Below are 15406 nucleotides of genomic sequence, written 5' to 3' on the forward strand. Positions count from 1 at the left end.
TTCGGCAAACCTAAAGGCAGCGCCGCCTCAGAAGCTCATGGAAACAGCACATGAGACAAGCAAGGCACAAGCCGCACTGCGCTTCCTCCCCAGCCATACACCCTACGCCGCTACCAGATCGCGCCTCTTGAAGCTCCAGAAGGCACAAGCCAGAGCCACGGCAGACAAGCCCAAGGCCAGCACCACGAACGGCAACTCGAGCTCATGGCCGGACAGCGCGGTCTGGTCGAAATACTTGAACGGAGTGAGCACGCGCAGGAAGCCGACGTTGTCGAAGGAGGAGTACACCACACCCATCATATAGAACACAAGCACGCTGACGTTGCCGATACGCGCGCCAATCTCGGGTGCCGGCGCCACAGCGCCCAACAACGCACCCAGCGAGAAGAACACGAGGCCCACGAGGAACTGGGCAATCGAGAAGCACGAAAACGTTGCCAGCAAGTCCTCGGTGAGCCCTAACGTCATAGAGGCCGCCTGCGAGAACGCCAGGTTCAATAGGCACAGCAGAGCCAAGAACACCACGCCCGCAGCCATTTTGGCAGCGAGAATCGAGGAGCGTGAGCGCGGCTTCGTGAACAGGAACTCATAGGTCTTGTCCACCCGCTCGCGCGAGACGGCGGTGCCTCCTGCGTGCACGGCGAACACAGCCACAATGATCGTGACGTACACCTCGAGCAAGCCGTAGAATCCCGAAAACGTGGTGATGTCGGCATCCGAGAAACCCATCACGGCCAGCACGATGCGCGGGAACGAGTCGAACAGCGCGTTCATGGCATCCGCGCCGCCAGCTTCCATGCCGGTGAACTTGATGGAGCCCACGAACACAAACACGAACAGCGCCAGCGTCCACAGCAGAAAAGACTTCAAGCCAAAGCGCATATCCTTCGCAAACACATTCATGTCAGCCTACCTAACGCGACGAGACGTCGCCGACGCGGTACTTCACGAACGAAACGACCAGCGCCACAACTATCACAGCCGCAGCCGTTGCCGCATAAGCGGGGTCGAACGCGCCGTTCGAGAACACCGCCGAGGGGTCGAAGTACTGAAGCGGCGACACGTAGCGCAGCGCTTCCTCTTCAGTCAGGTTCACCAAAGCGCTCAGCACGAAGCCGCCGAAACCTAACACGCTCGCCATGCCCGACACGCTGCGCACCCGGCGCATGAGCGTCGCTGCAAGCACGCCCAACGAGAGGAACACCGCCTGGGTGCCCGCCAGACCGAGCGATGCCAGCGCCACCTCGCCCGCAGTGGCGCTCGTATCGCCTGACGCCGCATGCACAGCGACGGCAACGGTTACGTACACGGCATTCACCACAACGAGCCCGGTTACGCACGCCAGCAGCTTAGCCAGAAACGCACCGGTGCGGCCAAGGGGCTTGGTCAGCAGGAAGTCGGTACACGCAGCGCGCTTTTCGCGGGCGAACACCGCAAGCGCCAACGATGCCGCAAAGATGGCGCCCACCAGCGACAAGTACAAATTGCCGAACGCGTAGAACCCACCGTAGCTGAACAGCTTGTCCAACGACAGTCCGAAGGCGGCAGCAAACTCAGGTGGCAAGCCCTGCAGCACCGAGCGTACCTGATCCTCGGCACCCGCATAGATCGGATAGACGCCGAGCATAAGCAGCGCTAGCAACCCCGCAAGCACCACGGTCTGCACCGCAATGCCCCCGACCTGGCGGCGCAGCTCGAATAGATAGACGTTCATGGCAACCGCCTAACGTGCGGACGCAGGGGTAGCATAGCGGGCGTTCTTGCTGGCTGGCGGCGAAATTTTACCGTGCCGAGCACTCCCGATTGACACGGCACCATCGCCCCACCTCGGCCCGTCGGAATAGTAGTGCATGAACACTTCCTCGAGCGTCGGCTCGGTGATGTCGACGTTGGCGAGCGGAAGACCGCCCAGCTTCGCCAGTAGCACGTTGCAGTCGCCCTCGTACACGAAGCTGGCGTGTACCCCGTCAACCTCGACCGACGATGCACCCGCAAAGTCAAGCGTTGCCCGTACGACCGGAGCCTTCGCCATCAGCGTCACCCGCTTCACCGCGGTCTGCTGCAGTGCAGAAATGCTCTGCGTATCGACAATGCGGCCATCCTTGATAATGGCCACGCGGTCGCAGATGCGCTGCACCTCGCTCAAGATATGCGACGAGAACAGCACCGTAGCCCCGCGTTCGTTCTCTTGGCGGATCAGGTCGAAGAACGTCTTCTGCATGAGGGGGTCAAGGCCGCTCGTCGGCTCGTCCAGTATGATGAGGCGCGGGCTGTGCAGCAGCCCCTGCACGATGCCCACCTTCTTCTTGTTGCCCAGGCTCATGTCCTCGATCTTGCGGTTCAAGTCGAGCTCGAGGACCTCTGCCAACTCGTGAATGCGGCGGGTGCAGTCCTTCTGGTAAAAGCTGGCCGAATAGTTCAGCAGGTCGATGGCCCGCATGCGGTCGTAGTAGAACACTTCGCTGGGCAGATAGCCCACGTCGGCCAAGATGCGCGTGCTGTCGCGCTCGCAGTCGAGTCCGAAGATGCGCGCCTCGCCGCTGGTCTTACGGATGAGCGCGAGCAGCGTGCGGATGGTGGTTGACTTCCCCGCCCCGTTCGGTCCGATGAAGCCGAATACCTCGCCCTCTTCGACCTGCAGGTCCACCTCCACGATACCACGCGCCTTGCCGTAGTTCTTCGTCAGCTTGCGCGTCTCGATCACAGCGCCCATGACCCTGCCTCCTCGCACGTTCGTATCCTGCTTTTTCGCAGGCTGTCCTGCACGAACAGAATATAGCGCTTTCGGCGTAAAGAGAACATTAATGTTGCAAAACGGATGGTGAAACTGCGACGGCGCCCGGTTCTCCCCCTCTGATGCCCAGGCTTTCAGGTACCATGCACACAGATCGCACACCGGACGCACCTCTAAAACGCACCTGTTTACCGACAAGGAGCACTCCATGAACTTCAACAACGTGACCTACGAGCGGTCGTTCGGCACGTCCGAGCAGCTCGAGCCCTCGACAGCACCCGAGATCGCATTCGCAGGGCGGTCGAATGTGGGCAAGTCATCGCTGCTGAACAAGCTATTCAACCGCAAAGGCCTGGCGAAGGTATCGCAGACGCCTGGCAAGACGGCCACCATCAACTTCTTCGATGGCAGCGGCGTGAAGTTCGTCGACCTGCCGGGTTACGGCTATGCCAAGGTGTCGAAGACCGAGAAAGCCCGCTGGTCTGAGTTGATCGAGGGGTATTTCAACCAAGAACGTGAGTTCGCCCTGGTCGTATCGCTGATCGATATCCGCCACGATCCGTCCGATTTGGACGTGAATATGGTGAACTTCCTGCGCGAGGCCGACCTACCCTTCGTCGTGGCATTAACGAAAGCCGACAAGCTCAGCCGCCAGCAGCAGATGAAGCAGAAAGCCGCCATCAAACGCCAGCTGACACTCGACTCCGACACGCTTATGGTAGTGACCTCGTCGGCCAAGGGCGACGGCATGGATGAGCTGCGCGGTCTCATTCGAGATGCCGTGGCATAGCGGCCGCTCGCGCGACAGGCTCCGAACAAGGACGTGGCAAAGCGTCGTTCTCCGCGAATGGATCACGTGCAGAAACAAAGAGACGCGCCCCGAAGGACGCGTCTCTTATCATATCCGCTGAAGCTGCAAAGCCTACCAGCGTACGATTTTCATGTCGCCCTGCACAGGACCCTGGATAACGCCGACGCCGTACGTGGCCGAATGGATCATCTGACCACCGCCGATGTAGATGCCGCAGTGCCCCCAGCTGACAGCCACATCACCGGGCTGAGGATCGGACACCTGGGGCCAGGCCATGAACGTGTTGGTGCTTCCCAGGCGAGAATAACTCCCCAACAAGCAGAACGATACGAAGCCCGAGCAGTCGTACGAGGAGGGACCGGCACCATAGCTCGGATCGTCGTAGCCGTACGGCTTGCCGAGCTGACTGTACGCACGCCCGACTACCGAGCCGGCAATAGCCTCGTCATAAGAGGGTCCGGACGGGGACTCGGGGACGTAACCTCCACCGCCCGAACCGCCTTCGCTTTCCCCACCGCCCGTAGAGCCACCACCTGCATTGCCGCCCGCGTTGCCGCCATTGGCCCCTGCGGCCGAGTTATTGACGACCTCCTGGGCCTTTGCGGCTTCGGCAGCCTGCTGTGCTGCACGCTCCTGGTTCAGCAGTTCGGTCGCCTCGGCGCTCAAGCCGTCGTAGGTTGCCTGCATGGCGACCATAGTGCCCGACGTCTCCTCTTTTGCGCGCTTGGCCTCATCGGCCTTCTCCGTAGCAACACGCTGCTGCTCGGCGTAGACGGCCTCCTGCTCCTGAACCTCAGCACGCAAGTCCTTCGTCTGCTTTACCAGATCGGAGTCGTTCTGATTCATGACGTTGAGGATATCCCAGTTCGAGGCGAATGCCTCGAAGGTAGTGGAACCGAGCAGCAGGTCGAAGATCGTAGCGCTGCCGGTGCGGTACATGCTGCGCGCCCTCGAACCAAGACGATCCTGCAGGTCGGCTATCTGGCCGCTCGCCTCGTCGATGCGCTCCTGAGCTGCATCGCGGCTCGTCTCGGCCTCTTGCTGGGTTTTCAGGGCATCGTCGTAGGTGTTTGCCGCCTGGCTCAGCTTCTCCTGCATTGCATTGAGCGAAGCGAGGGCCGTTTGCGCTTCGGCCTGCTTTTCGGCGGCCGTCGGCTCGGCAAAAGCGAGCGAGGGAACCATCAGGGATGCGGCAAGCGCCACGGCAGTGAATCCTGCAAACGCGCATTTGATGCGCGAGGGCGATGCGATGTAGTGCATGTGGGGGCCTCCACCTGCGTTTCGTAGTCTTACAGTTGTCCAACAGTGTATCAGACCATACCGAACTGTCGACAACCTACACCTCGATTGCCACGCGAACATCACAGGCGCAGGTGGAGCACAAAACCCGTTCAATCCCGTCGGCCCGTCAGGACGAGGGATGCGAAAGCCGAAGCCACACCGGGCGTCGACAGCGACGCTGCGGGTGCCCTACCCCTCGAAGCCTTTGTCCACCACCAGCCCTTCCCCATCAGCGGCAGCCGTGGCAAGCTCGTCGCAGCGCTCGTTTTCGGGGTGCCCGGCATGGCCCTTCACCCAGACGAACGCGACCTCGTGACCGTCTTTCGCTGCCAGCAGGCGCTTCCACAAGTCGATGTTCTTCACGGGTTGCTTTTGCGAGTTCTTCCACCCTCGCTTGAGCCAGCCTTCGATCCAATGCTGGTTGAAGGCATCGACCACGTACTTGGAGTCGGATTGCAGCGTGACCGCGCAGGGGCGCTTCAACGCCTCCAGGGCGGCAATGACCCCCATAAGCTCCATGCGGTTGTTCGTTGTGCGCACGTAGCCCTGCGACAGTTCGCGCAGATGGGTGCACCCCTGCCCGTCTACAAAGCGCAGCACGGCACCATAGCCCCCCGGCCCCGGGTTCCCCCGCGCCGAGCCGTCGGTGAATATCTCAACCTGCATGTTTCGAGCCCTTCCGCCAGTTTCGCCTGTTTCGGCCGGTAATCATACCATGACAGCCTTCGATTCCCCCGCTTCGGACAGGGCGGGGTCGCTCTTTACGGGGAAAGAACGCCAGCCCCGGCAGGCTCGCTCAGAACACCCGGCCAAACGTCGGCGCCTGAGCGCGTCCGGTCGAGCGCCATCGTTCGATTACGATGCCTAGTTCCAGATGAGGTCCATCATCTCCTGGCGATCGTGCACATCCATTTTCGCGTAGATGTGCGACACGTGCGTTTTGACCGTACTGCCCGAAAGCACCAGTTCGTCTTGGATGAACGCACGCGTGCGGCCCTGGGCCAGCAGGATGAACACCTCCGTCTCGCGCGGCGACAGCCCATAGCGCCCCGCCATAACCTGGCAGGTGTCGACGACAGTTTTCATCAGAGGGGTTTCGTCCTCCCCTCCGCCTGCGGAAGCGCTACCTTGCAGCTGGCCCTCACGAGGGATGCCGACATCCGTGCGGCGGCGTGCGCTGAACCAGGAGGCGTACAAAATACCGATCACCAAAGCGTAGGTGGCCAGCATCACCAGCAGCGTATCCACGATGCTCGCATGGCCGAGCAGGATGACCCAGGCTATCGAAGCGGCGGCATACCACGTGGCGGCAAAACCGATCACGCGGTACGAGGGAGCATCCAGCACTTCCAAAGCAGCAGCCACCACCGCCCAGAAAAGCAGATGGGCGAACAGCTCGTCCACTTGGATAACATCGGTAAGAAACGTAAGCGAGGCTCCTCCGGGATTCGCCTGGATGGCCACGACGAACAGCCCGAGCAAAATAAGCAGCAACGCCGGCTGGAACCGGATAGGCAGCGAACAGTCCGTCGTGAGGATAAGCAGTCCGTAGGCGAACACCGCCACACAGAGCGCCGGAACGACAAAGCCGGTGAGCCATGGCACCATGGTCGACACGCTTGCGTTCGTGTTGCCCCACATACCCAAGTAGCTGACCGAACGGATGACCGCCAGCGCCACCGCCGACGTGACCATCAGTAAGTAGGCCGCACGCCGGTCGCCAAGTGCCGGATCGCGCGCCAAGCGAGGCAGCGCGGGCACGCCGAACACCGTGCGTCCGCGCATGCGGGCACCACTCGCATGCGCGGGGTCCTCCGCAGCGGCCCCGCCCTCTTCCCCGCGGTGCGCCGGAAGCAATCCCGCACTGCCCACAAGCGCGCTCGCTGGCGAATCCTTGCGCGCCAAGGCGCAGCACGCCTCGAAAACGAACGCAGAGGCAATGGGGGCGACGATGGCAACCGTCACCTGCACCTCGGGACCTGCGAGAACGCTCAGCGCTATAAGAATGGGCAGCTTCACCATAAGTCCGCCCGCGATGCTCGCAACCGTGCACGAAAAGCCCTGCGTCCGGCCGAGCAGCAAGATATAGCGGGCGACAAGCCAAAGATAGCTGACACCCGCCACGAACAACCCGCCGACGGCAAGCGCAGCAGGATCGAAGAACGTCTGATGGTACGACAGCCCGAAACAGGCCGTTCCCACAGCTGCCAGCAGCGGCAGGACGAAGCGGAGTATGCCATCGGCCTGCTTGATGGCACGCGGCGCAATCAGGTAGGCAACCGCCATCACCAAAATGCCGCCCAGGAAGAACAGACGCGGATTCAACCACGCCTCCATGCCCAGCGCCGACGAAAGGAAGCCGAGGGTATGACCCATAAGCGTGCACCAGACCAGGTTGAGCCCCAGCCCGCATGCCGCCAGCAATCCGCAACGCGATATACGCAACCCCTTGGTCACCACTATATGATCCGCTCCCCTTCGGCCGTTGAGCCTCATCCCTTGCTGCACCGAGCGCAACCATCACCATTATGGCATGACCTACGCCCCCACGCACCCTCCTGGTTGATAATTGCAAGCCGAACGGCACCTCGACCGGAAAGGACAGGGCATCGCCCAAAGTGTCCGATGCTCCGTTCATCTGGCACGACGCAAATCGGACCCCTGGGTGATAGTGGACGCACGACAGGGCACCTACCATGGGCAAAGCATCGCGCGACCGTGTCGCAAGAGGGAGGGAGGAGGCTCGTCGGACGCGGAACAGACGTAAGGAAGCCACAGTGCCGCGGCACTGCATTGCACCCAAACGCGATTGCTACGACCTATTACCAAACCAAGGAAGGGGGACCCATGCGCGCCAAAACAACCATTGTCGCCGCCGCAGTCTGCCTCGTATGCGCAGCCGGCCTTATCGCCGGATGCACGCCCAAGCAGTCGGACACGGCTCCGAAACCAGCTGAAGGCGACGGGGCTGCACGTCAGGAAACCACGCTGACACCCGAAGAGCAGGCCGTCATCGACGGGGCCGAAGGCACCACGAACGACGACATCAACGAAGAATTCTACCCAGGCAAAGAGTACCTCGACGGACTCTGGGACAAATGGGACATGATAGCCACCGAGTACGCGCCCGAGATCCGCACGCTGCCGAACGGGCAGATGGTGCAGCGCACACCCACCGAGTACGAGGTGAACCCGGATGCCTGGCAGATCCAAGCCGGCAGCAACTCCTACAACACCTACTGGCTCGATGCCGACAACCGCGGCTGCGAGTCGTGCCATGCAGACTTGAACGCGGTGCTGAAGAACATGAACTACGAGCACCCCATCGCCTGGAACGACGAGCTGGACAGCAAGACCACGCTGCAGCAGTGCCTGTTCTGCCATTCGTACGCTCCCGGCTACATTGCGAAGCAGTACGAGTTCGGCACGCTCATGCACGCCATCCATTCGGGCAAGCGCGCCAGCAGCAAGTTCACGACCGAATACGAAGGCGACTGCATGTCCTGCCATAACGCCACCGAGAACGGCGCCGGCTTGGAGCTGTGGGACCTGACGAAGTACACGCGCCTGTGGGGCATTAACGACGTGGAGAACGTCCAAGGCGAGTTCAAGACCGACCAGACCATGACCCAGACCCAGGACGGCGTGTTCTCGTATGACTGGATGCACGCCTACTACGACAACATGCGCCATGGTGCCGGCGTAAACGGCCTGAACCTCGACATGCCGCAGAGCCTGTTCGACGAATGGACCATCACCGTCAACGGCAACGTGGGCAAGGAATACACCGCCAAGCTGCCCGACCTTATTAAGGAAGCCGAAGCAGCCGGTGTCGTGGTGAACAAGACCTCCAAGATGGTATGTAACTGGAACCCGGTCGGCGGCGGTGGCGTCACGAACACCGAGATCACCGGCATTCCCGTAAGCTGGCTGGTGGAGAAGGCCGGAGGCGCCAAAGACGGCACGACGGGCGTGAAGGCCCTGCGCGCCGACGGCAGCTCCAAGCGCGCCTTCGCTAAGAACAAGCTCGACGCAGGCGAAGCGCTGCTCGTGTACAAGATCGGCGGCGAGTACCTGGACGCGACGCGCGGCTATCCGTGCACAAACTGGGTCGAAGGCGTCGATGCGCAGATCAACTCCAAGCAGGTGGACACGTACAACGTCACCAACGAGGACATCGACTACACCGACAAGTGGGCCGGCACGCCCAACGGCTGGCAAAACGAGGCCAAGGTGCCCATGAACAAGCCCAACGCCACCATCTTCGGCGTGCCCGACGGCCTGATCGTACAGAACGGCCAGCCCTACACGTTCAACGGCTTCGTGGATGCCTACGACGAGAAGATCGCCAGCGTGGAATTCTCCATGGATCGCGGAGAGACCTGGACGAAGTACGACATCGCCGACATGGACCGCAACAAGATGCTGTGGTGGACCTACACCTACAAGCCGGAACTTGAGGGCGCATACTGCCTGACCATCCGCGCCACCACCGAAAGCGGCATGACCAGCTTCGAGACCCAGACCGTCATGTTCAACGCCAAGGACAAGATGCCCAACGCCGAGGAAACCACCGTGCTGCAAACCGCAGGACTGGTGCCGGTCAAGGCCGATACCGCAGCAACCGACAACGGCGACAAGAAATAAGGAGGGTAGTCATGACGTTCAAGAAACCTTTGAAGATCGCCTCTGGCGTAGCGGGTAGCGCACTTCTGATGTTCGGAGCCACCACCGCTCTCGCCTCTCCCCTCACGCAGGGCAGCGGCGCGCAAGGCGAAGCTACCGGCACCACCCAGGTCGTCAACGGCAACGAGGTAGCCGCGCATTGGCTCGATGCCGATGCGGGCGACTACGTGCCCGTCGCCAACCTGCAGGGAATCTTCGCCTTCAACCAAGAAGGCACCACACCCAACGACGAGCTGTTCAACGTGTTCGGCACTGCGCTGACCAGCATGTGCTCCAAGCCTGCAAGCGAGTTTGCCGGCGAGCAAGGCGGTGTTGCCAACTTCTACCTGAACGTGGGCGGCAACATCAAGAAGACCTTTACCATCGACGTGCGCGACCTTGCCAAAGACGCCAGCCAGGAAACCCTGATGGCCTGCTCATGCGCCACGGGTGCCCCCTTCGGGCAAGCCTCCGTCATGGGCGTGCCGCTGTCCGCCGTGGTGGAGATGGCCGATATGGAAGACGGCGTGAACGCCATCACCGCCTACGGTGCCGACGGCTACGGCCAGACGCTGCCGTTGCAGTACGCGCTGGAGAAGAAGGCGCTGCTGGTGTATCAGGTGAACGGCGAGGAACTCGCGCCTGCCGACGGAACCAGCCTGCAGTTGTGGATGCCCGAAACCGTGGCCAGCTACTTCACGCGCAATATCGTGAACATCGAGCTGACCCAGCACGACGGCGATCTGGACGTGCAACAGGTCGACCCCAGCTACCGCAACAAGGTAAACATCCTGAACTACTCCGACGCGTGCACGTTCAAGGCAGGCGACGAGATCACGTTCGAGGGCGTGGCCGACGACTTGGGCAGCTCCATCACCGCCATCGAGTTCTCATTCGACAACGGTGCCACCTGGACGTCGTGCGCCACCGACGGCGCCACGGCCGACAAGTGGGTGAACTGGCAGTTCACCACCTCCTTCGACCAGAAGGGCGACCACCGCATGACCGTGCGCGCCAAGACGGCCGACGACGTGGTGTCGCCACTCGCGGCAACGCTGCTGTTCGAAGTGGTGTAAGGAAGGCCCTCTGATCCCTCTTGGTAAGAATTGCCAAACCGGCACATTTTTGCCTCAGAAACAGCTTCGCCGGTCTTGCGACCGGCGAAGCACTGCAATTACTTGTACTGGCTGGGATGCTTCTCGAAGAAATCGAAGCGAGGAGGCAGCTCGCGGATACGGTGCCGTCCTTCGGTGATCTCCCCGGCGCCGCACAACTCGTCCACATCCTCCAGGTCGTAATTCCAACTGAAGAAGTCGTCGAACTCGAAGCTGAGGTAGTCGCAGATCTTCTCGCAGCCGGCAGGCACGACGGGGTGCATGAGCAGCGTGGCCATGCGCAGCAGGAAAAATGAGTCCACCAGCACCTGGCGGCGCATCACCTCGTTGCCCGTCTGCTCCACTTCGCGGATACCTTCGCTCCAGTGCTTGTTTGCGAAGCGAATGAACTCGTCCATCAGAGACATGACCGAATGGAGCTCGGCTTTGCGCATGAGCCGGTCGTAAGCGGCGAGCGTCGCGTTGGCGGTCTCGACGGCAAGCGGAGTGGGAGCACCCAGTGGCAGATAGCCTTCGAAGTTCTTCTGGGCCTCGTAGAAGCAGCTGCGAGCCAAGCGGTTGAACACATTGGTGAGCAGCGCGCCTTCTTTCAGCACGGGATCGGCCACACGCGGATCGTCGCGTTCCTCGTCGGTGGCAAGGAACGGCTTGGGCTTGAAGCCGACGGATTTCTGGTCCAGGCCCAACGCCAGGAAGTGCGCGCGCAACTGCTCGACGGTGTAGAACTCCAGCAGCTCGTCGGCCGTAGGCGGCTTCACCGAACCGGACGAGGAAGCCTTCTTGTCGCCGAACAGGATGTGGTGGTTGGCGATGAGGCGCGTCTGGCGCAGCGGCTCATCGGCATCACCCGGCACCAGGATATCGCCGGGGGTCAGAGCTTCGATAAGAGCCGGCTGGGCCACGCCGTAGAAGTACAGGTTGTCCTGGCCGATGAACTGGTAGACCTCGGCATCTTCCGAGCACCACCAATCGCGCCAGCTGCCACGCGGCATGCCCCGTTCGTCGTTGGCTGCCATAGTGAACGACAGGGGCGCCCACAGGCTCTCGGGCCAGCACCACACCGTAAGGCCTTCCAACCCCTCGATGACCGGAGCCTCCACGCCCCATTCGATGTTGCCGGTAATGCGGAAGGGCACGAGCGCCTTGCCGGTACGAAAGCGGATGCCCGCGCGCGCCAGCACGTCGCGCGCCGCATCGCGCTCGTCGATGTTCGCGAACTCTATCTCGAAGCTCTGCTTGCCGCGCTCCGGCTCGCGCAACTGATGTGCGGGTAAGTCCACGGCAACGGCCTCGTAGTCGGCACGTACGTCGTTTTTGATGTAAATGACCGGAGGAGCCAAAAACTCGTTCACCACCTGGGGCACGATGGCACGCGTATAGGGGTCGCGCTTCAGCTCGGCCGTGCGCGCACGCAGGAATTCTGCGAACGCAGGCAGATCGAAGTACCAGTTCTCCACCGGGCGCATCTCGGGCACCGTGCCGGTCAGGGACGACTTCGGCGCGATAAGATCCTCAGGCGCGTAGCTGTGGCCCAGATCGCACTCGTCGGCATAGGCATGCTCGGACTTGCACCCCTGCACCGGACAGCGGCCCGCCACTTGGCGGCCGTTCAGAAACGTACCCGCTTGCGTATCGTAGAATTGCAGCGTGGCACGCTTGTGCAAGTGTCCGTTCTCATGCAGCTTCTCGATAAACTTCTTGCTGATAAGCTGGTGCACGTCGCCGGAACGACCCAACCCCGAACCCTCGTAGATAGACAGGCTGATGTTGTAGGCGTCGAGCGTGGCCTTCTGCGCTTCGTGGTTGCGCTGCACGTACTCCTCGATGGTGCCGTCGAACGCACCGGCTTCGACCAGCTTGCGGTAGCCCTCGTTGATGGGAGAGCCGAAGCAGTCGGTGCCGCTGATGAAGCGCACGTTCTCCGAACCGATACGGTCGCGCAGGAAGCGCGCGTAGCAGTCGGCAGGCACGAACACGCCGGCGATGTGCCCGAAGTGCAGCGGCTTGTTGCCGTAGGGCATGCCAGCCGTAACTACGGCACGCTTCGGCCAGGTGACACGCTCGTCTTCGGGTGCGGCGCTTAAGGTTTGGGCGTTATCGGGCGATGCTGCCATCGGTCTGCTGCTCCTTCAATAATTTGGCAAGTTCGTCGGCTGACACGTTGCTTGACGACATGAGGCTCATCAGGTCAAGGAAACTGGGTGACTTATCCTGGAGCGTGACCGTCTTGGTGGTAGGGGTGTTCGCGAGACTGGCCGCCTTCGCAACGGCATCGCCCTGCGTGCCCAGCTCGTCGGCCAAGCCGTTCTCGATGGCATCCATGCCCGTGAAGGTAAGGCCCGTGGCAAGCGCGCGCACCTCATCCGCAGCCATGCCGCGGCCTTCGGCCACCGTGGCGATAAACGTCTCGTTGATCTGGGTTACCTGATCTTGGTAGTAAACGCGCTCCTCTTCAGTGAGGGGGCGATTGCCGTAGCTGGAATCCTTGCTCTCAGACGAGGTGATGGTGTCCATGGAGATACCCAGCTTCTCGTAGAGTCCCGATAAGTCGGTGATCTGCATGGCCACGCCGATAGAGCCGATAGCGGTGGTCTTGGCCGTGAAGATATAGTCGGCCTGGCTCGATATCTCGTAAGCGGCACTTGCGTTCAGAGACGCGCTGGACACCACGACGGGTTTCCCGGTCTTTTCCCTGAACTCGCGTATATAGGTGGACATCTCCTCACCCGCCGTAGCGGTACCGCCACCGGAATTCACGCGCAGCACGACAGCCTTGATATGGGCGTTATCCGCGGCGATATCGAGTTGGGCTTTCAATCCCTCGGGGCTCGAGGTGGTGCCGTCGTACTGGATGGTGCCGTCGATGGGGATGATGCCGATGGCATCGCCCATAAGCAGGTCGGCATCCGGAGAGGATGACGAGCCCATCGAGCCGATCGATCCGAGCGAGGACACCAGAGAGGTGCATGACCACATGCCGAAAGCCAGCAGCGCAAAGATAAGCACAAGGGAAACGAGCGCGACAATCCAGCCGCGGCTCTTTTTCGGCTGCTGCGGCTGCTGATAGGGTGCCGGAGCATACGCCTGCGGGGATACGGGCGCCGCCTGCGGCGCAGGGGGCTGCTGCCACACCTGCTGTTGCCAATTGTTGTCTTGAGACATGATACCTCCTTGTGGAGCGCAAGCTCTCTCACCCCAGCAGAACAGCGAATGTATCGCCAGAGCGCAGCTACGCCGCTATTATAGGGCAACGCCCGCCGCCATACGTGACGGGCGCTTGACAGATGCGGCAACCTTACTTCGGCAAACCCGAGAACTTGCCGGGGCGAGGCGGCGCGCGTCCGTTCTAGATCTCAATCGCGTCGCCCTTGCTGTGCTGGGCCTTCTTTGCGGTGCGCAGCAAGAACTCCTGGTTGGTGTCGGTTTGCTTGAGCGACTTGATAAGCATGTCCATGGCGCGCTCGGTGTTGTTCGTGTTCGCCAGGATGCGGCGCACAGCCCAAATAAGCGGAGCCTCCTGCGGATCGAGCAGGAGCTCCTCTTTACGCGTGCCCGAGGCCACCGGGTCGATAGCCGGGAAGATGCGACGATCGGCCAGGTTGCGGTCGAGTTTGAGCTCCATGTTGCCCGTGCCTTTGAACTCCTCGAAGATGACCTCGTCCATTTTCGAGCCCGTGTCCACAAGCGCCGAAGCCAGGATGGTCAGGCTGCCGCCGCCCTCGATGTTGCGGGCAGCGCCCAAGAAACGCTTGGGCGGGTAGAGCGCCGTGGAGTCCACGCCGCCGGACAGGATGCGGCCCGATGCGGGCTGCGCCAGGTTGTAGGCGCGCGCGAGACGCGTGAGTGAGTCCAGCAGCACGACCACGTCCTTACCGCATTCCACCAGGCGCTTGGCACGCTCGATGACCAGCTCGGACACGGCGATATGGTTTTCCGTAGGCATATCGAACGTGGAGGACACCACTTCGCCCTTGATAGAGCGCTCCATGTCGGTGACTTCTTCGGGGCGCTCGTCCACCAGCAGGCACATGAGGTGCACCTCGGGGTTGTTCGCGCTGATGGCAGCTGCGATATCTTTCAGGATGGTGGTCTTGCCCGCCTTCGGGGGCGACACGATCAGTCCGCGCTGGCCCTTGCCGATGGGGCTAACCAGGTCGATGACGCGGGCGGTGACGGTGGTCTTGCCATGCTCCATGGACAGACACTCGTCGGGATACACGGGAGTGAGGTCGCCGAAACGCAAGCGGTTGCCGCATTCCTCGATCGGGGTGCCGTTGATGGCCGTGACCTTCTGGATGGCCGCGTACTTCTCGTTCTCGCGGGCAGGGCGCGTCTGGCCGGATACGAGATCGCCTTTGCGCAGGCCATTGCGGCGGATGGTGGACAAGCCCACATAGCAATCCGTCTCGCTGGGCAGGTAGCCTTGGGTGCGCAGGAAGCCGTAGCCGTCGGCGAGGATGTCCAGGATGCCCGATACTTCGATGAAGCCTTCCGCCTTCACGCTGGCGCTGAACACGGCTTCGATGAGCTCGGCCTTCTTGAGACCGGTGCCGTCCACTCCCAGCTCCTCGGCTTTGGCCCGCAACTCTGCCACTTTAAGTTTCAGCAAGTCGTCGCGCGACACGCTCGGCTGCACCTCGCGCGGCCCTTGGTTGTTGTTGTGGGGGCGGCGTTGGCGGCGCTGGTTGCTACCGTTGTTGCCCTGCTGCTTGCCGCCGTTGTTGTTCGGACGGCTGTTGTTGGGCCGGTTGTTCGGGCGGTTGGCGTTGTTGTTCGTTTGCACAGGCCTGGTGTTCGATG

At 61.7% G+C, this 15406-nt stretch carries 12 protein-coding genes; 3 read left to right on the forward strand and 9 right to left on the reverse strand.

Annotated elements, in window-relative coordinates; all coding sequences use genetic code 11:
• Window positions 1–102: 102 nt before the first annotated feature.
• Genes RR842_RS06850 through RR842_RS06860 form a run of 3 tightly spaced genes read right to left on the reverse strand, consistent with a single transcriptional unit; the run spans window position 103 to window position 2713 of the window.
• Window positions 103–903, reverse strand: coding sequence for an ABC transporter permease subunit (locus tag RR842_RS06850; protein ID WP_332511928.1), 801 nt, complete (start codon window positions 901–903; stop codon window positions 103–105).
• Window positions 904–913: 10 nt separating this feature from the next.
• A complete protein-coding gene (locus RR842_RS06855; RefSeq protein ID WP_332721815.1) occupies window positions 914–1714 on the reverse strand; it encodes an ABC transporter permease subunit in 801 nt (266 codons plus the stop codon).
• Between the two features lie 9 nt (window positions 1715–1723).
• On the reverse strand, window positions 1724–2713 hold the full coding sequence (locus RR842_RS06860) for an ABC transporter ATP-binding protein (protein ID WP_332553435.1): 990 nt from the start codon (window positions 2711–2713) through the stop codon (window positions 1724–1726).
• Between the two features lie 229 nt (window positions 2714–2942).
• On the opposite strand from RR842_RS06860, the gene yihA reads away from it, so the two are divergent.
• Window positions 2943–3524 (forward strand): ribosome biogenesis GTP-binding protein YihA/YsxC, encoded by a 582-nt coding sequence (gene yihA / locus RR842_RS06865; RefSeq protein ID WP_332553434.1) that lies wholly within the window; start codon window positions 2943–2945, stop codon window positions 3522–3524.
• 132 nt (window positions 3525–3656) lie between these two features.
• Here the strand turns inward: yihA and RR842_RS06870 are convergent, their stop codons facing one another.
• The 3 genes from RR842_RS06870 to RR842_RS06880 form a co-directional block, all read right to left on the reverse strand.
• Window positions 3657–4805 (reverse strand): NlpC/P60 family protein, encoded by a 1149-nt coding sequence (locus RR842_RS06870; protein ID WP_332729316.1) that lies wholly within the window; start codon window positions 4803–4805, stop codon window positions 3657–3659.
• 210 nt (window positions 4806–5015) lie between these two features.
• Window positions 5016–5492 carry a ribonuclease HI gene (rnhA, locus tag RR842_RS06875; protein ID WP_332553432.1) on the reverse strand — a complete coding sequence of 159 codons (477 nt, stop codon included), beginning with the start codon at window positions 5490–5492 and terminating at the stop codon, window positions 5016–5018.
• A 198-nt stretch (window positions 5493–5690) separates the two neighbouring features.
• Window positions 5691–7271: a helix-turn-helix transcriptional regulator gene (locus tag RR842_RS06880; protein ID WP_332729317.1), complete on the reverse strand. Its 1581-nt coding sequence runs from the start codon at window positions 7269–7271 to the stop codon at window positions 5691–5693.
• Window positions 7272–7673: 402 nt separating this feature from the next.
• Between RR842_RS06880 and RR842_RS06885 the strand changes: the two genes are divergently transcribed.
• Complete coding sequence (locus RR842_RS06885) at window positions 7674–9473, forward strand: molybdopterin-dependent oxidoreductase (RefSeq protein WP_332729318.1); 1800 nt, start codon at window positions 7674–7676, stop codon at window positions 9471–9473.
• A gap of 11 nt (window positions 9474–9484) precedes the next feature.
• The gene (locus tag RR842_RS06890) at window positions 9485–10567 is read left to right on the forward strand and encodes a molybdopterin-dependent oxidoreductase (RefSeq protein ID WP_332517351.1); all 1083 of its coding nucleotides are present in this window, start codon (window positions 9485–9487) and stop codon (window positions 10565–10567) included.
• A gap of 98 nt (window positions 10568–10665) precedes the next feature.
• Here RR842_RS06890 and RR842_RS06895 read toward each other — a convergent pair whose 3' ends face one another.
• The 3 genes from RR842_RS06895 to rho all read right to left on the reverse strand — a co-directional run.
• Entirely contained in the window at window positions 10666–12720 is a 2055-nt protein-coding gene (locus RR842_RS06895; RefSeq protein WP_332553428.1) for a class I tRNA ligase family protein, read from the reverse strand.
• Window positions 12701–13768: a signal peptide peptidase SppA gene (gene sppA / locus RR842_RS06900; protein WP_332511946.1), complete on the reverse strand. Its 1068-nt coding sequence runs from the start codon at window positions 13766–13768 to the stop codon at window positions 12701–12703. The genes RR842_RS06895 and sppA overlap by 20 nt, the downstream gene beginning before the upstream one ends.
• A gap of 184 nt (window positions 13769–13952) precedes the next feature.
• Window positions 13953–15406, reverse strand: a 1454-nt coding sequence (rho, locus tag RR842_RS06905) for a transcription termination factor Rho (RefSeq protein ID WP_332729319.1), incomplete at its 5' end; no start/stop codon positions are given.

This window comes from Gordonibacter sp. (assembly GCF_036667095.1).
Lineage (GTDB): Bacteria > Actinomycetota > Coriobacteriia > Coriobacteriales > Eggerthellaceae > Gordonibacter.